Origin of the sequence: Streptomyces endocoffeicus (assembly GCF_016741935.1) — a bacterium.
GTDB classification, from domain to species: domain Bacteria; phylum Actinomycetota; class Actinomycetes; order Streptomycetales; family Streptomycetaceae; genus Streptomyces; species Streptomyces endocoffeicus.
In genome coordinates this window covers 217,922-234,692 of the sequence record NZ_JAERRG010000008.1, presented here as the reverse complement: position 1 = coordinate 234,692, position 16,771 = coordinate 217,922, and the positions used below count along the sequence as shown (strand labels likewise).

The following is a 16,771-nucleotide window of genomic DNA, read 5'->3' as shown; positions in this document are numbered from 1 at the left end:
ATGGAACAGCCCCGCCGCCACGGTGACCGCTTCACCGACCGCACGGCCGTGGTCACCGGAGCCGCCTCCGGCATCGGCGCCGCCACCGCCGAACGCCTCGCCCAGGAGGGCGCCGCCGTCGTGCTCGCCGACATCGCCGAGGAGCGCGGCACGGCGGTCGCCGAGCGGATCGCCGAGGACGGCGGCCGCGCCCGCTTCGTGACCGCCGACGTCTCCACGGAGGAGGGCTGGCGGCGGATCGCGGCGGCCGCCCGCGACTTCGGCCCCGTCGACGTGCTCGTCAGCAACGCCTACACCGTCGACGTCACCCCCGCCCACGAAACGTCCCTGGATTCCTGGCAGCGGCAGCTCGCCGTCAACCTCACCGGCGCCTTCCTCGGCTTCCGGGCCGTCCTGGACGATCTGCGCGCCCGCCGCGGAGCCGTCGTCCTGACCTCGTCCGTCCACGCCCACAAGGGCATCCCCGGCCACCCCGCCTACGCGGCCTCCAAGGGGGCGCTGCTGTCCCTGTGCGGGCAGCTCGCCGTCGAGTACGGCCCCGAGGTGCGGGTCAACGCGGTCCTGCCCGGCCCGATCCTGACGGCGGCCTGGGACCGGGTCTCCCCCGAGGACCGCGCGCGCAGCGTCGCCGAGACCGCGGCCGGGCGGTTCGGCACCCCCGAGGAGGTGGCCGCGGCCATCGCCTTCCTCGGCTCCCACGAGTCCTCGTACATCACCGGTGCGAGTCTTCTCGTGGACGGCGGCTGGAGCGTCGTCAAGTCCTCCGCATGACCACCGCGATCAGCTCGCACCAGAAAGGCAGTACGACATGACGCCCTACGCCCGCCGCGGCGTGCACGGCCAGACCGTGGAGGCCCTCGCCCGCCGCGTCCTGAGCGGCGACCTCCCCGAGGGATCCACCCTGGACCTGGTCGCCCTGCAGAGCGAACTGGATGTCAGCCTCACCGCCCTGCGCGAGTCGCTGAAGGTGCTGGCCGCCAAGGGGATGGTCGACGCCCGGCAGAAGCGCGGCACCTTCGTGCGGAGCCGTTCGGACTGGAACCTGCTCGACGCCGACGTCCTGCGCTGGCAGTTCGAGAGCGACCGCACCACGGACGCCGACAGCGCGCTGCTGCGCAACCTCGCCGAGGTGCGCGGCATCATCGAGCCCGCGGCCGTACGGCTGGCCGCCGAGCGGCGCACCGACGACGACCTCGCCGCCCTGGACGCCGCCGTGGACGCGATGGGGCGGGACGGCTCCGACGCCGCCCACGCCGTCGAGGCCGACCTCGCCTTCCACCGCGCCCTGCTCGCCGCCACCCACAACGAGCTTCTGGAACGCATGGAGATGGTGATCGAGTCGGGCCTCGCCTACCGCGATCGCATCGTGCACAGCTCCCCGCACAGCGAGGATCCGGTCCCCGCCCACCGCGCCGTCCTGGACGCCGTACGCGCCCGGGACCCGCGGGCCGCCGAGGCCGCCATGCGGGCCCTGCTCGACCAGGCCGGCCGCGACCTGGACCGGATCGGCGGCACCCCCGAGATCGGCGACTCCCACGACATCGGCGGTTCCCCCGACATCGGTGGTTCCCACGACATCGGCGGCTCCCACGACGACACGGAAAGGCCCACCGGCCAATGAAGATCACCCGTATCGAGACCTTCCTCGTGCCACCACGCTGGCTGTTCTGCCGCGTCGAGACCGACGACGGCGTGGTCGGCTGGGGCGAGCCCGTGGTCGAGGGGCGCGCCGAAGTGGTCCGCGCGGCCGTCGACGTCCTCGCCGGCTATCTGATCGGCCAGGATCCGCTGCGCATCCAGGACCACTGGCAGGTGCTCACCAAGGGCGGCTTCTACCGCGGCGGACCCGTCCTGTCCAGCGCCGTCGCCGGTCTCGACCAGGCCTTGTGGGACATCGCGGGCAAGACCTACGGCGCCCCCGTGCACGCCCTGCTGGGCGGCCCCGTGCGCGACCGCGTCCGGGTGTACGCCTGGGTCGGCGGCGACGAGCCCGCGGAGCTGTCCGAGCAGATAGCCGCGCAGGTCGAGGCGGGCTTCACGGCGGTGAAGATGAACGGCGCCGGGGCGACCTCCCCGATGCCCACCGCGGCCGAGACCGCCGCGGTCGTGGACCGCGTGGCCGCCGCCCGGGAGGCGCTCGGCCCGGACCGCGACGTGGCCGTCGACTTCCACGGCCGCTTCACCGCCGCCGCGGCCCGCCGCGTCCTGCCCGAACTGGCCGCCCTCCACCCGCTGTTCGTGGAGGAGCCCGTCGTCCCCGAGCACGGCCATCTGCTCCCCGGCCTGGTCGCCGCGAGCCCGGTGCCCCTCGCCACCGGTGAACGGCTGTACGGGCGTACGGAGTTCCTGCCGGTCCTCGCCGCCGGTATCGCCGTCGCGCAGCCCGACCTGTCCCACGCGGGCGGCATCTCCGAGGTCCACCGCATCGCCTCGCTCGCCGAGACCTACGGCGCCCAGCTCGCCCCGCACTGCCCGCTCGGCCCCATCGCTCTGGCGGCCAGCCTCCAGGTGGCGTTCGCGACGCCGAACTTCCTGATCCAGGAGCAGAGCCGCGGCATCCACTACAACAAGGACGCCGATCTGCTGTCCTACCTCGTCGACCCCGAGCCGTTCCGCTTCGTGGCCGGTCATGCGCCGCGCGGCGACGCCCCGGGCCTCGGCATCACCATCGACGAGGCGGCCGTGCGCGCGGCCGACCGCACCGGCCACGCCTGGCGCAACCCGGTCTGGCGGCACCCCGACGGCTCCTTCGCGGAGTGGTGACGGCGTGCTGGAGATCGTCACCGACCCCGCGCACGGCGGCCGCTGGACCTCGCTCCGCGCCGAGGGACACGAATGGCTGTGGCACCGTCCGGCTCCGGAGCGGGCGCGGGTGTCGCCCGGGGACGCCTTCGTGGACGCGGGCGGCCTGGAGGAGTGCGTCCCCACCGTCCGCGGCGCCCCCGACCACGGCGACGCCTGGTCGCGTCCGTGGCGGCGCGAGGGGGACGCGGACACCGTGCGCTGCGACCGGTTCGCGCTGACGCGCACGATCCGCGGTACGGCCGACGGCGCCGAGGCCGACTACGTCCTCCGCGCCGACCCGGGCTTCCGCTTCATCTGGGCCGCCCACGCCCTGCTCGACCTGACCCCGCGGGCGGCCCTGCGGCTGCGCGAGGGGGCGCGCACCCGGGTCTTCCCGGAGGCCGCGCCGCTGCTGGACCGCCCCTGGCCGGCCGGGGCGCCGTGGGTGGAGGGCGACTGGCCCGCGCCCCTGGGCCTCGCCCTCGACCGGTTCGGGCCGGACGACGGCACCGCGGTCGGCGCGGTCGTGGACACCCCGCGCGCCTGCGTCCACGACGGCGCGCGCTGCCTGGCCCTCGCGCTCGAGGCCGACGGGCAGCCGCTGTCCGTCGGCGTGTGGCGCAACCTCGGCAGTTTCCCCGCCGGGAACCCGTACCGCAGCACAGGGGTCGAGCCGATGCTCGGCCGCGCCTTCGACCTCGCCGACGCGGGTCCCGCCGACGCCGCGCTGGTCCCCGCCTCGGGCGAGGTCCGCTGGCGGCTCACGCTCACCGCGACCTGCCGCTGCCCCTGAACCCGCCCCACCGCTCACGAGGAGTTCCGCCCGTGGACCTGCGAGCCGCCCTGGCCGCCCATCGGCTGGTCGCCATCGTGCGCGGCAGCGACCCCGAGGCCGCGCTGCGCACCGTACTGACCCTGGCCGACGAAGGCATCGAACTGATCGAGGTGTCGCTGACCGGCGAGGACGCCCTGACCGTCATCGAGCGGGCCCGCGAGGCCCTCGGCCCCGGCCGTCCGCTCGGCGCGGGCACCGTGCTCACCGCCGACGACGCCCGCGCCGTCCACCGGGCGGGCGCCGACTTCGCCGTCACCCCCGGCCTGGGCGCGGGGATGACCACCGCGCGCGACCTGGGCCTCCCGGCGCTGGCCGGGGTCATGACCCCGACCGAGATCATCGGCGCACGCGCGCTCGGCGCCGAGGCGCTGAAGATCTTCCCGGCCGCCCAGGCGGGCGGGCCCGGCTATCTCAAGGCGCTGCGGGGGCCGTTCCCGCAGGAGGTGTTCGTACCGGTCGGCGGCGTCGACGAGGCCGCGGCCCGCGCCTATCTTGCCGCCGGGGCGACCGCGGTCGGCATCGGCTCGCCCCTCGTCGGCGACGCCGCCGACGGCGGCAGCCAGGACGCCCTGCGCGCCCGCGCCCGCGCCTTCCGCACCGCGGTCCGGGAGGCCACCCGGTGACCGGGGAACCGCGCCCCACCCGCCCCGACCGCCTCGGCCTGGGCGAGGGCATCCGCTGGACCGGCGACGCCCTCGTGCTCGTCGACATCCTCGAGGGCCGTCTGCTGACGGCCCCCCAGGAGCCCACCGCGCCCCTGGAGACGCTGGCCGAGCTGCCCGTCCCGCTCGGCGCGGTGGCACCCGTGGCGGGCCGGCCCGGCACCTGGATCGCCGCCGCGGGCACCGGGATCTGCCTGCTCGGCCCCGGCTCCGCCACCACCTGGCTGGCGCGGCCCGAGGCGGATGCCCGCCCCGCCCGGCGCATGAACGACGGCACCGCCGACCCGTCCGGCAGGTTCTGGGCGGGCAGCATGGCCTACGACGCCGACGAGGACGCGGGTTCGCTCTACCGGGTGGACCACGACGGCACGGTGGTGCGGGTGCTGACGGACATCACCATTCCGAACGGGCCCGCGTTCACCGGCGACGGACGCACCATGTATCTGGCCGACAGCGCCCGCGGTGTCGTCCGCCGCTACCCGGTCGACCCGGCGACGGGCACGCTCGGCCCGCCGACGACGTATCTCACGGTCGACGACGGCAGCCCGGACGGGATGGCCGTGGACGACGAGGGCGCGGTGTGGACGGCGGTCTGGGGGACGGGGACGGTACGCCGTCATCTGCCGGACGGCACGTTGGAACGCACCGTGCGGCTGCCCGCGAGCCGGCCCGCCGGGGTGTGTCTCCAGGGTGACGTCCTGCACATCACGACGGCCACGGTGGGCCTCACGGCACCGGGCCCGTACGACGGCGCCCTGTTCTCGGTCCGGGTGGGAGTGTCGGGACCACCGGCGGCGGAGTACCGCCCGGCGGCCGGGACGATCGGGGGCCCGGTGTGAGCGCGTCGCGTGCCGCGGGCGATACGGGAACGCGTGCGGCCGCGCCGGACGCGGTGGCCGGTGGCGGTGAGGCGGGCGGTGGCGGCGGGGCGGCGCGGGCGGACGTGTCACGGGCGGAGGGCTGCCGTGAACCGGTCGTCGGCGGCGAGGCATCGCGGGCCGCCGCGTCCTGGCCGCCCGCCGACGGCACCGTGGTGTGCGTCGGCGAGACGATGGCCGCGCTCGCCCCCGAACCGCCCGCGTCCCTGGACACCGGTGAGAGCCTGCGGCTCTCCGTGGCGGGCGCGGAGTCCAATGTGGCGATGTACCTCGCGGACCTGGGCGTTTCCGCCGTATGGCTCTCGGCCCTCGGTGACGACCCGTTCGGCCGGCGGGTGCGTGCCGCCGTCGCGGCGGCGAACGTCGACGTCTCGGGCGTACGGTCCGACCCGCACCGGCCGACGGGCCTGCTGGTGAAGGACCCGGGACCCACCGGCACCCGCGTCCACTACTACCGGCGCGGTTCCGCGGCCTCGGCGCTGGGCCCCGAGCTCCTGGACGATCCGCGGCTCGGGTCGGCGGCGCTCGTGCACCTCACGGGCGTGACCCCCGCGCTCTCCGCGTCCTGCGGCGCCCTGGTGGAACGGGCGCTCGCGACCCCTCCGGCCGACCGCGCCCACGCCATCAGCTTCGACGTCAACCACCGCCCCGCGCTGTGGCCGGACGGCACGGCCGCCACGGTCCTGCGCGACCTGGCCGACCGCGCCGACATCGTCTTCGTCGGCCTCGACGAGGCGCGGCACCTGTGGGGCGCGGGCCTCGACGCGGGCGGCGTACGCGAACTGCTGCCGCGTCCGCGCCTGCTCGTCGTCAAGGACGGCGGGCGGGAGGCGACCGCCTTCGGCGACGGGCCGGAGGTCACCGTGCCGGTTCCGCGTACGGAGGTGGTGGAGCCGGTCGGCGCGGGTGACGCCTTCGCCGCCGGTTTCCTGGCGGGGCTGCTCCGCGGCGGGGCCCTGACCTCGGCGCTGCGGCTCGGCCACATCACGGCCGCGTCCGCGCTCGGGGTGACCGGGGATCACGGCCCGCTGCCGGACGCCGCCACGGTCGAGCGGCTGCTCGGGCTCACCGAACGGGGCTGGGCGGCGCGCGCCTGAAGCCCGCGCTGAAGCCCGCACCGGAGTCGTCGCCGAAGTGGTCACCGAAGGCCGCCGCTGAAGCCACCGGTGAAGCCGTCGCTGAAGCCACCGGTGAAGCCGTCACGCGCCGCGCGTGGAGCCTCCCGCCGGGCAACCGATGCCACCCATTTGCCTCGTATGGCGTGAATGCGCCTTTCGGTCCCTAGGTCCCGCCAAGAGTGGCCCACAGCCCCTTCCGGAACTATCGTCCGCTTCATACCGTCAAGGGCTGCGGTACTCCGCTTCACGCCGACCGACTGGACGCCTTCCGTGCCCGATCCCTCCCACGCCGCCACCTGGCGCTTCGCCCTGCCGCACACCACGGCCGCCGTACCGCTGGCGCGTGCGCTGATCCGGAACACCCTGGCCGACATCGGGGCGCCCGTGGACGGCGACACGGCGGAGCTGCTGACGGCCGAGCTGGTGGCCAACGCGGTGCGGCACACGACCGGCGACGAGCCGATAGAGCTGGTGGTGGAGCTGGTGCCGACCGGGGGCTGGCAGGTCGAGGTGCACGACCAGGACCCGAATCCGCCCGGCGGGCTGGACTCCCTGGGGCGACCCGAGGAGCCCCGGAGACCCGACGGCCTCGCCGAGGGCGGACGCGGTCTGCTGCTGATCCGGACCCTCAGCGCCGACGCGGGCTACCGGCCGACCCCCTACGGCAAGGCCGTCTGGTTCGTCCTCCCGCCCACGGACACGGAGGGCTGAGGGCCGCCCGGTAACCCTCGACGACCGAGGGCCGCCCGTCGAGCGCTACCGGGCGCCGAGCGTCGCGACCAGCACCGCCTTGATCGTGTGCATCCGGTTCTCCGCCTCGTCGAAGACGACGGAGTGCTCGGACTCGAAGACCTCGTCGGTGACCTCGAGCTCGGTCAGCCCGTGCCGCTCGTGGATCTCCCGGCCGACGTCGGTGCCCAGGTCGTGGAAGGCCGGCAGGCAGTGCAGGAACTTCACCGCGTCGTTGCCCGTGGCGCGCAGCACATCCATCGTCACCGCGTACGGCCCCAGCAGCGCTATGCGCTCGTCCCAGACCTCCTTGGGCTCGCCCATGGACACCCACACATCGGTGGCGACGAAGTCCGCGCCGCGCACGCCCTCCTCGACGCTCTCGGTGAGCGAGATCCGGGCGCCGGTGGACGTGGCGAGCTGGCGCGCCAGCTCCACGATGGTGTTGTCGGGCCACAGCAGGCTGGGCGCCACGATACGGACGTCCATGCCCAGCAGGGCGCCGGTGACGAGGTAGGAGTTGCCCATGTTGTACCGGGCGTCGCCGAGGTAGGCGTAGGCGACCTGATCCAGCGGCTTGTCGCTGTGCTCGGTCATGGTCAGCACATCGGCGAGCATCTGGGTGGGGTGCCACTCGTCGGTGAGGCCGTTGTAGACGGGCACCCCGGCGTGGGCGGCGAGCTCCTCGACGACGCCCTGGCCATGACCCCGGTACTCGATCGCGTCGTACATCCGGCCGAGCACCCGCGCGGTGTCCCGCACCGACTCCTTGTGACCGATCTGGGAGCCGACCGGATCGAGATAGGTCGTCGAGGCGCCCTGGTCGGCGGCCGCGACCTCGAAGGCACAGCGGGTGCGGGTGGAGGTCTTCTCGAAGATCAGGGCGATGTTCCGGCCCCGCAGCCGTCGCTCCTCGGTCCCCGCCCGCTTGGCCGCCTTCAGCTCGGCGGCCAGATCGATCAGGCGGCGGAACTCGTCGGCGGTGAAGTCCAGCTCCTTGAGGAAGTGGCGGCCGGTGAGGTCAATCGCCATAAGGGTGGCTCCTAGGTCACGGCGAACACGTGGCGGATCAGCGGCTACGGCGGGGTGCCGCGGCCCGGAACCATGGAAGCATATACGAGGTTCTGCATATATACGGAGACGGGTGGGTGAATCCTGGCCCTACGGCTCGAAGGTGAACTCCGGCCCTCCGCTCCAGGGCGGAACTTCGGCCCTCCGCTCCGGGGCGGCACTTCGGCCCTACGGCTCCACCGGGTCCCGCTCGACCGGACAGCTCATGCACCGAGGCCCGCCCCGGCCCCGGCCCAGCTCGCTGCCCGGGATGTCGATGACCTCGATCCCGCACTTGCGCAGGAAGGTGTTGGTCGTCGCGTTCCGCTCGTAGGCGACCACCACGCCCGGCTCGACCGCGAGCACATTGCAGCCGTCGTCCCACTGCTCGCGCTCGGCCGCGTGGACGTCCTGGGTGGCGGTGAGCACGCGGATGGAGTCCAGGCCGAGGGCCGCGGCTATCGCGCGGTGCATATGCTCCGGCGGATGGTCGGTGACCTTGAGTTCCTGGCTGCCCGCGCCCGGCTCGATGGTGTACGAGCGGAGCATCCCCAGCCCCGCGTACTGGGTGAAGGTGTCCCCGTCCACCATGGTCATCACGGTGTCCAGATGCATGAACGCCCGCCCCTTGGGCATGTCGAGCGCCACGATCGTCCGGGCCGAACCGGCCTCGAAGAGCCGGTGCGCGATCATCTCCACCGCCTGCGGAGTGGTCCGCTCACTCATCCCGATCAGCACCGCGCCCTTGCCGAGCACCAGCACATCGCCGCCCTCGATGGTGGAGGGGTACGCGGCCTGGCCCTCCGACCAGACGTGGAAGTCCTCCTTCGCGAAGAGCGGGTGATGGCGGTAGACGGCCTCGTAGTGCACCGTCTCGTGCCAGCGGGCGGGCCAGCGCATCGCGTTGATCGACACCCCGTCGTACACCCACGCGGAGGCGTCCCGGGTGAAGAGGTGGTTCGGCAGCGGATTGACCAGGAAGTCATCGGGTTCCATGGCGTGGAAACGGACGGAGATCGGCTCCGGGTACCGCCCCAGATACTCCCGCTTGGTCATCCCGCCGATCAGCGCCTCGGTCAGCTCCGGAGCGGTCAGCTCGTCGAAGGCGGCACGCAGATGATCGGTGGCCAGCGGCCCGTACTCCTTCTCGTCGAAGACCCGGCCCAGCACCAGCGCCCGCGCGTCCGGCAGGGTCAGGCTCTCGGCGAGCAGATCCCCGAAGAGATGCACCTCGACCCCGCGGTCCCGCAGCACATCGGCGAAGCCGTCGTGCTCCTGGCGGGCACGGCGCACCCACAGGACGTCGTCGAAGAGCAGGGCGTCCTTGTTGGTGGGCGTGAGCCGCTTGAGCTCCAGGTCGGGGCGGTGCAGTATGACGCGGCGCAGCCGCCCGGCCTCGGAGTCGACATGGAATCCCATGACCCCATCTTCGCCGCTCGCGGCCCGTTGTGAACGCTCCACGACACGGATCTCTCGATCTCTCACGCGGACCGCCCACCGCCTTCGGCGGAGTGGCGGGGGAAAAGCGCGCGCCGCGGGCGGTGAGCGGGCGCCGGTCGGTCCCCGCTGGTCCCGCCGTGGGGCGGGAGAGCCGCCAAGGCCCGGTGAGCCGGGCAGCAGGGATATGCGCGCCGCGCGAGAGGCGCCACGCGGTCCGCCACGGGCGGTGAGCGGGGGCCGGTCGGTCCCCGCTAGTCCCGCGAAAGCTGCCCATCGGCCGACCCCGGCGAGGGCGGGGCCCGGGTCGGCCTCGCCGGGGGTGGGATCCGTGTCGGTCCCGGCGGGGGCGGAGCCCGGGGCCGGGGCCGCGCCGGGCGGCTGAGCGGCCTCGCTGATGTCCGGTGCGGTTCGGTTGCGGCCCGGAGGGGCGCGGGGCTGTGTCGATATGCGGCTCCGCCGCGTGGCCGGCCACGACGCGGCCGCGGATGGACGACCGCACCTCGCGCCACTTCCCGCGGAGCGCTCAGCCCGCCGCGAGCACCACGATCAGCACCAGCGCCACCGCGATGAACCCCAGCAGGGCGGAGACCCACAGCTGGCCGGGCTTCAGATCGATACGGCTGGCGTCCTCGGCGCTGCCGCGCCGCCAACGCCGCCGTGCCGCGCGCCGGGCGGCGCGGACCGCCGCCTCCTGATGTTCCCGGGACTCCTCGGCCACGCCGCCGAACAGCGCCTTCCAGCCCTTCTCGCCGAACCCCGTGCTCTGCCGGGTGCCGACGATCCGGCGCACCACTTCGCGGCCCGCGCCGTCCCCGGCCGTCCACAGGCCGGGCAGGACGCAGGCCATCAGCTCCGGCACCGCGCCGCGCCGCGCGTACGGGCGGACCAGCCCCTCGTACAGCATCAGCGCGTTGCGCACCCGCAGCCTGCGGTCGGGGTCCGGGGCCGGTCCGCCCGCGCCGCCCGCCCCGCCCGCGCCGCCCGGGGCGCGGTGCGGCGGGTCGAGGTAGAGCTGGGCGAGCAGCACCTTCTCGCAGACCGCGTCCGCCAGCTCCGGGCCGCGCTCGGGCGCGCGGCGCACCAGCTCGACCACGACGCGGGTGGCCCGCTCGGCGGGCAGCCCCTCGTCGAGCGCGCTCAGCAGCAGGCCGTCGTCGGCCTCCCGCAGCGCCGCGGACAGGGCGTCCCCGCCGTGGCGCAGCGCCTCGCGCAGCATCCGCGCCCCGGTGACCGAGATCCGGCGCGCCCCCGCGCTCGCCGGCCTCTCGTGGGCGTGGTCGTGGGTGGTCTCGTAGGTGGTCTCCTGAGTGGACTTCTGGGTGGACTCCTGGGTCGTCTCCTGGGTCGTCTCCGTACCTGTCGGGTCCGCTGTCTCTTTCTCTTTCACCATCGACGTTCTCCTCACAGTGCCTCCAGCACCTCCCGTATCCGCGTGGCCGCCCCGGCGTCGAGCGGCTCGTCGCCGTCCTGCGCCAGCCGGGGCAGGAAGTCGCACAACACGGCCAGCTGCCGCTCGTCCCCCGCCGCCCGCCGGATCCAGCCGACCAGCGCGTCCTCGGCCGCCCCCGCCGATCTGGCCCAGGTCAGCGCGGCCCGCAGCAGTTCGGCCAGCCGTGGCCCGCACTCCGGATGGGCCGCGAGCAGCGCCGTGGCCAGCGGCCAGGCCGCGTACGGCTCCAGCTCGGGCACCTCGCCCAGCCCCCACAGATGCGAGGTGCGGGTGGTGACCGCGCGCAGCGTCGCGAGCAGCGCCAGGTCCCGGCGGGCCCGCCGGGTGTCGCGCAGCCAGTGGGTGAGCGCGGCCAGTACGGTCTCCGGCTCGGCCCCGGCCAGCAGCCGCACCACGCTGTGGGAGGTGGTGCGGCCGTCGTCGGCGCGGGCGAGCCGGCCGAGTTCCTCGAGGGACACCGCGACCGAGCCCGCTGCCAGGCCGTAGCCGTGGGCGAGCGCGGCGGTCTCGCGTTCCCGTTCGTCGTCGTCGCGCGCCCATGCGTGCAGCAGCCCGTTCACGGCCGGACGCACCTCCGGGGCGCGGGACGCCTCGGCGAGCGCGGTGGCCGCCGCCATCCGCTGCACCGGGCTGTCGGTGCGGGCCAGCGGCAGCGCCAGCTCGACCAGGCCGTAGAGGTAGTCGCGGGCGCACAGCACGCCCGCGGCGACCGCCGCGCGCACCCACACCTGGGGGCGCGGGTCGTCGCACAGCGCGCGCAGCCAACGGGCCATCGGGCCGCGGAGGTTGTGGTGGGCGTCCCAGGCCTCGTGGAGCACGGCGGGCGCCAGCCGCCGCCCCTCGAACCACACCGCGCGCACGGGCACCGAGGCGTCCCCGAGGTCCTCCACCCCCTCGCCGTGAACCGCGCGCGCCGTGGCGAGCCAGGCCCCGGGTCGGGCGGAGAACAGCGGGCGGCCGGGCGCGTACTGCGGATCGAGCGTGACGGCCAGTTCCCAGGCCAGCAGCTCGGCGGCCTCCGCCATGACGCTGTGGGCCGAGCCGTCGAAGACGGCGAGCGCGATCCGCAGCGCGGCGGCGCGCAGCGCGGGCAGCCCGGCGGGCAGGGTGCCGGGGTGCCCGGCCTCCAGGAACCAGTCCCGGGCCTGGTGCGGGGCGAACGACCGGCAGTGCTCCAGCAGCCGCTCGCCGGACAGCCGGCCCTCGGCGTGCGCGGCCAAGTGCCCGGCCAGCCGGGCGGCCTCGCCGGGCCGTGGCTCGTCCAGACCGAGCGCCTCGGCCACCTCGGCGCGCCGGGCGGTGGCCCGCGCCGTCTCCAGCAGTCCGGTGGGGCGGTCGGCGAGCAGCTCGGTGAGGTGGCGGTCGAGGACGTCGGCGGCGGCCGGGGGCCGGTACGCCACGGCGTGGCGGCGGCCGCGCAGCAGCCGGTCGGCGGCCGGGCCGCCCGCGACCAGCACCACGCAGAACGCCTCGTGCTCGGCGAAGTGGGCGCGCAGCCGGTCCAGCAGGGGTTCGGCCGTCACGTCGGCCTGGTCGGCGGGGAGTTCGAGGAGATAGCCGTGGCCGCGCTCGGTCTTCTCCACGCCGGACGCCCCGTCCGGGCCGGCGTATCCGAGCCGGGAGACCCCGCCGCCGGTCAGCTCGGTCAGTTCGGCGAGGAGGGCGAGCCCGGTCCAGGCGCGGCCGGTGCCGGGTTCGCCGCACAGCGCCACCAGGTGGGTGCGGCGCAGATGGTCGCGCATCGCGGCATGGCCGGGGACGGCCCGGTGGAGCCGGCGCAGCCGGGCCAGTTCCTCGCGCGGCACCGGGCCTTCGGGCAGCGGGTACGGCGCCGGATCGGCGCACAGCCGGGCCGGGCCGTAGGCGATGTGCAGATGGGCGCGGGCCTCGCGCGCCGTACGGGCGCCGCCCGGCTGGCCCGCCCCCTCCAGCGGGCCGCCCTGGGGGATCTCCAGCCGTCGTCCCCGCGACTGTGCCGGGGCGTTCACCTCTTCCGGTGCGCTGACGTCTTCCGGTGCGCTCATCGCCCGCCGTCCTTCATGCCGTGGCCCCCGTCCCGCGATGTGGTGGTGACGGGGTGCCGGTGATCGCCGGAAGCGGGCGGCGGGGCTCGTCCCCCTGCCCACCCCGCCGCCCTTCTCCGGTGCGGGGCGCTCGGGCCCTGTCCGGCAGACCGTCACCGGACAGCGGCCGGGCCGTGCGCACCCCCGTCGCTCACGGTCCCGCGCCCTGTGCCAACTCCAGGGTCGCCGGGGAACGGCGGGACGGCTGTAGCCGTTTACACAGTCGCGTCAAAACGCCGGGGAGTGCGCGCCCGCGCTCAGTCGCGGGGGCGCGCCGGGATCTGCTCCCCCGTCGCGCGGCCCTCGGCCAGCAGCCGAAGCAGCCCGATGTCCATCACCTCGAAGCGGCGCGAGGCGGTCCGGACCACGCCCTGGCCGCGCAGCAGCCGCAGCGCCTTGGCGACCGCCTCCCGGGTGGAGCCCACGGCGGCCGCGATGTCGTGCTGGGGCATCTGGAGATCGATGGTGATGGTGCCGTCGGCGCCGGAGTGGCCGGTGCGCTCGGCGAGTTCCACGAGCCGGGCCGCCAGCCGCTGCAGCACCTTCTCCGAGGCGAGTGACCGCCGCTCCCCGTCGGAGCTGCGCAGCCGGGAGCTGAACTGACGCATGATCAGTACGGTCGCGACGGGACGCGCGGCCAGATACGCCCGGAACCGGTCGCCGGAGACCACCACCGCCTCCATCCGGCCGAGCGCGGTGACGGTGGCGCTGCGCGAGCCGTGGTCCACCGCGGCCTGGTCGCCGACGACCTCACCCGCCCCGCGCAGCGCCAGGATCAGCCGCACCCCGCGCTCGGTCTCCACCGAGACGGTGGCCCAGCCGGAGGTGATCGCCACGACGAAGGTCGTACGGTCGTGCTCGCGCAGCACGACCTCGCCGGGGGCGTAGGCGCGGGGGGTGCCGAGGGTGAGCAGCGCGCGGCGGTCCTCGGCGGGGAGCGCGTGCAGGAAGGGCCGTCCGTCCTCGAAGAGGCTCATCCGCCCTCCCCGCTCAGCTCGTCGTCGTCATTGCCTGCGGAGAACCCAGGGGCCGCTCAGCACGCTAGGCAGGTGGCACGGGCACGTCAATGGTGCCGTATCGGGTCCGTGCCGGATCCACGGCTCTCACCGGGGCCGGCGGGCATCTCCCCGGGATCGGTGCGAACGCGTGTGCGCAAGGCGGCGCCCGCGACGGCCGCGAGTGCGGCCGTCACCGCCGTGAAGACCCATCCGGCGCGCAGCGCGTCAAGACCCGGCCGCGCGGCGCCGCCGGTGATCACGACCAGGGCCGCGACGCCCAGGGCCGAGCCGCCCTGCCGGGACATCATCAGCACCCCCGAGCCGAGGGAGAGCTGACGGGCCGGAAGCAGTCCGGCGGCCGCGAACATCACCGGCTGGTAGAGCCCCGCCCCGAGCCCGGTGAGCACCAGGCCGGGCATGAACTCCACGGCGTAGTGCGCACCGTCGCCGCCCGCGAGGAGCAGCCACCACATCGGCCCCGCGGCGAAGCACAGCCCGCCGACGATCGCCGTGGTCCGCTCACCCAGCGCCCGTACGATCCGCCCCGACAGCATCGACACCACCAGGACGGTGAGCGGCCAGGGCGTGACGGCGAGGCCCGAACGGGCCGAGGACCAGCCCCACACCCCGGTGAACAGCAGGGTCGCGGCGAGGAGCGAGGCGGCGTAGGCGAGGAAGTAGCTGAGCAGACCGAGCGCGGCGGCGGTGAAGGCACGGGTCCGGAACAGCGCCGGCTCCACTACCGGATCCGGGTGGCGGCGTACGTGCGCCACGGCCAGCGCGCCCAGGACCAGGCCCGCGGCGAGGAAGCCGAGGGTGGCCGGGGCGCCGTAGCCCCAGTCGGCGGCCTCGACGCAGGCGGTGGTGAGGGATCCGGTGCCGAGGAGGACGAGCAGCGTGCCCAGCGGATCGAGGCGGCGGCGCGCACCGCGGACGGGCCCGGTGCGCGGCAGCAGCCGCAGTCCGGCCACCCAGGCCACCAGCACCACGGGCGGGTTGATGAGGAAGATCCAGCGCCAGTCGGAGGCGGCCAGCAGACCGCCCGCCACCGGCCCCGAACTCGCCGCGACCGCGCTCACCGCCGTCCAGACGCCGACGGCCGTGGCCCGTTCGCGCGGCGGGAAGGCGGGCAGGGCGAGCGAGAGCGAGGTGGGCACCAGAACGGCCGCCGCCACGCCCTGGACCACGCGCGCCGCGATCAGCGTGCCGAGCCCGGGGGCGGCCCCGCAGGCGAGGGAGGCGAGCCCGAACAGCGCGATGCCGGTCAGGAACGAGCGCCGCCCGCCGATCGCGTCGGCCAGCCGCCCGGCCGGGACCAGCAGCGCCGCCAGCACGATGGTGTAGGCGTTGAGCACCCAGGACAGCTCGGCGGTGGACGCCGAACGGAAGTCCGCGCCGATCGCGGGGAAGGCGATATTGACCGCGATCATGTCGAGCACGGCGAGGAACTGGGCCGCCGACGCGACGGCGAGGATCAGCCAGCGGCGGCGGCCGGGGGCGGTGCCGGGGGTGTCGGCCGTATCGGGGGCGGTGGCGGGGGCTGTATCGGGGGCGTGGGCGGGGGCGGGGGCGGGCACACCGCTCCCCTGGGCCTTCGAGGAAGGGGTCGTCATGCCCGTCCAGCATCGGCCCCGGGGCACAGCGGAACGAGTGGCAGGAGTGACAGCATGCGCTACATTCCTGCCATGCGGTCCATAGCCCTCGCCGTCACCCCGGGCATGCCGATCTTCGATCTGGCGGTGCCCTGCCATGTCTTCGGCTCCGATCGCCCCGGACTCCCCGACCCCTGGTACGAGCTGCGGGTCTGTGCGATCGGGCCGGGCGGTGAGGGGGCCGGTGCACCGGTCGCCGCCCGCTCGTGGTTCGCCGCCCACACCCCGTACGGCACCGAGGAGCTGATCGCGGCGGACACCGTGATCGTCCCGGCCTCGGCCGATGTACGCGGCGATCCGCCCCGGGAGCTGATCCACGCGCTGCGCGAGGCCCATGGGCGCGGCGCCCGCATCGTGTCGCTGTGCTCGGGCGCGTTCACCCTCGCCGCGACCGGACTGCTCGACGGCCGTACGGCGGCCACCCACTGGATGTACGCGGCGCTGTTCGCCGAGCGCTATCCGGCCGTACGGCTCGATCCGTCCGTGCTCTACGTCGACCACGGGGATGTGCTGACGGGGGCGGGGTCCACGGCGTGCATCGACGTGTGTCTGCATCTGGTGCGCGAGGACTACGGCACCGAGGCGGCGAACACCCTGGCCCGGCAGCTCGTCGCGCCCGCCCACCGGCCCGGCGGCCAGGCCCAGTACATCGAGGCGCCGCTGCCGGAGCGCACCGACGACTCGCTCGCCCCGCTGCTGCACTGGGCCGCCGAGCGGCTGCACGAGCCGCTGACCGTGGCCGACCTCGCCCGCCGCGCCCACACCAGCCCGCGCACCCTGGCCCGCCGCTTCCACGCGGCCACGGGCACGACGCCGCTGCGCTGGCTCCAGGGCCAGCGGATCGCGCGCGCCCGGGAGCTGCTGGAGGGCGGCGACCTGCCGGTGGACCGGATCGCGGAGCTGTGCGGGCTGGGCACGGCGGCCAACCTGCGCCGCCACTTCACCCGGGCGGTCGGGGTGCCCCCACACGACTACCGCCGCGCCTTCCGCACCCGGGAGGCGCGGACGCCCTCAGCCGTCTGACGCGGGGCGCGCCGGGCCCACGGGGTGTCCGGCGGATCTTTCCCCTCCCCGCCCCTTCCCGATACTGGGGCTTCGCCCCAGCCCCCCGG

General features: G+C 75.2%; 15 protein-coding genes. 9 read left to right on the top strand and 6 right to left on the bottom strand.

The features are described from left to right. From JK364_RS21510 to JK364_RS21475, 8 genes are all read left to right on the top strand, one after another. The gene (locus tag JK364_RS21510; protein WP_201852764.1) at positions 1 to 771 is read left to right on the top strand and encodes an SDR family NAD(P)-dependent oxidoreductase; all 771 of its coding nucleotides are present in this window, start codon (positions 1 to 3) and stop codon (positions 769 to 771) included. 37 nt (positions 772 to 808) lie between these two features. Then, entirely contained in the window at positions 809 to 1,621 is an 813-nt protein-coding gene (locus tag JK364_RS21505; protein ID WP_230992290.1) for a FadR/GntR family transcriptional regulator, read from the top strand. Beyond that, positions 1,618 to 2,763, top strand: coding sequence for a galactonate dehydratase (gene dgoD / locus JK364_RS21500; RefSeq protein WP_201852763.1), 1,146 nt, complete (start codon positions 1,618 to 1,620; stop codon positions 2,761 to 2,763). The genes JK364_RS21505 and dgoD overlap by 4 nt, the downstream gene beginning before the upstream one ends. A 4-nt stretch (positions 2,764 to 2,767) precedes the next feature. Then, a complete protein-coding gene (locus JK364_RS21495) occupies positions 2,768 to 3,577 on the top strand; it encodes a hypothetical protein (RefSeq protein WP_201852762.1) in 810 nt (269 codons plus the stop codon). Positions 3,578 to 3,609: 32 nt separating this feature from the next. Next, positions 3,610 to 4,242: a bifunctional 4-hydroxy-2-oxoglutarate aldolase/2-dehydro-3-deoxy-phosphogluconate aldolase gene (locus JK364_RS21490; protein WP_201852761.1), complete on the top strand. Its 633-nt coding sequence runs from the start codon at positions 3,610 to 3,612 to the stop codon at positions 4,240 to 4,242. Continuing rightward, complete coding sequence (locus tag JK364_RS21485; protein ID WP_201852760.1) at positions 4,239 to 5,120, top strand: SMP-30/gluconolactonase/LRE family protein; 882 nt, start codon at positions 4,239 to 4,241, stop codon at positions 5,118 to 5,120. Before JK364_RS21490 ends, JK364_RS21485 begins: the two co-directional genes overlap by 4 nt. Before the next feature lie 191 nt (positions 5,121 to 5,311). Continuing rightward, on the top strand, positions 5,312 to 6,256 hold the full coding sequence (locus tag JK364_RS21480; RefSeq protein ID WP_307841357.1) for a sugar kinase: 945 nt from the start codon (positions 5,312 to 5,314) through the stop codon (positions 6,254 to 6,256). A gap of 291 nt (positions 6,257 to 6,547) precedes the next feature. Continuing rightward, a complete protein-coding gene (locus JK364_RS21475; protein ID WP_201852759.1) occupies positions 6,548 to 6,988 on the top strand; it encodes an ATP-binding protein in 441 nt (146 codons plus the stop codon). Positions 6,989 to 7,033: 45 nt separating this feature from the next. Here the strand turns inward: JK364_RS21475 and argF are convergent, their stop codons facing one another. From argF to JK364_RS21445, 6 genes are all read right to left on the bottom strand, one after another. After that, positions 7,034 to 8,038, bottom strand: coding sequence for an ornithine carbamoyltransferase (gene argF / locus JK364_RS21470; RefSeq protein WP_201852758.1), 1,005 nt, complete (start codon positions 8,036 to 8,038; stop codon positions 7,034 to 7,036). A 207-nt stretch (positions 8,039 to 8,245) separates the two neighbouring features. Further along, entirely contained in the window at positions 8,246 to 9,475 is a 1,230-nt protein-coding gene (locus JK364_RS21465) for an arginine deiminase (RefSeq protein WP_201852757.1), read from the bottom strand. A 544-nt stretch (positions 9,476 to 10,019) separates the two neighbouring features. Further along, on the bottom strand, positions 10,020 to 10,886 hold the full coding sequence (locus tag JK364_RS21460) for a hypothetical protein (RefSeq protein WP_201852756.1): 867 nt from the start codon (positions 10,884 to 10,886) through the stop codon (positions 10,020 to 10,022). An 11-nt stretch (positions 10,887 to 10,897) separates the two neighbouring features. Next, a complete protein-coding gene (locus tag JK364_RS21455) occupies positions 10,898 to 12,970 on the bottom strand; it encodes a hypothetical protein (protein WP_201852755.1) in 2,073 nt (690 codons plus the stop codon). A 296-nt stretch (positions 12,971 to 13,266) separates the two neighbouring features. Next, positions 13,267 to 13,986, bottom strand: a complete 720-nt coding sequence (locus JK364_RS21450; protein ID WP_201852754.1) for a Crp/Fnr family transcriptional regulator — start codon at positions 13,984 to 13,986, stop codon at positions 13,267 to 13,269. 86 nt (positions 13,987 to 14,072) lie between these two features. Beyond that, on the bottom strand, positions 14,073 to 15,620 hold the full coding sequence (locus JK364_RS21445; RefSeq protein ID WP_201852753.1) for an MFS transporter: 1,548 nt from the start codon (positions 15,618 to 15,620) through the stop codon (positions 14,073 to 14,075). A gap of 54 nt (positions 15,621 to 15,674) precedes the next feature. Between JK364_RS21445 and JK364_RS21440 the strand changes: the two genes are divergently transcribed. Then, positions 15,675 to 16,682 carry a GlxA family transcriptional regulator gene (locus JK364_RS21440; protein ID WP_230992289.1) on the top strand — a complete coding sequence of 336 codons (1,008 nt, stop codon included), beginning with the start codon at positions 15,675 to 15,677 and terminating at the stop codon, positions 16,680 to 16,682. Positions 16,683 to 16,771: the final 89 nt, after the last annotated feature.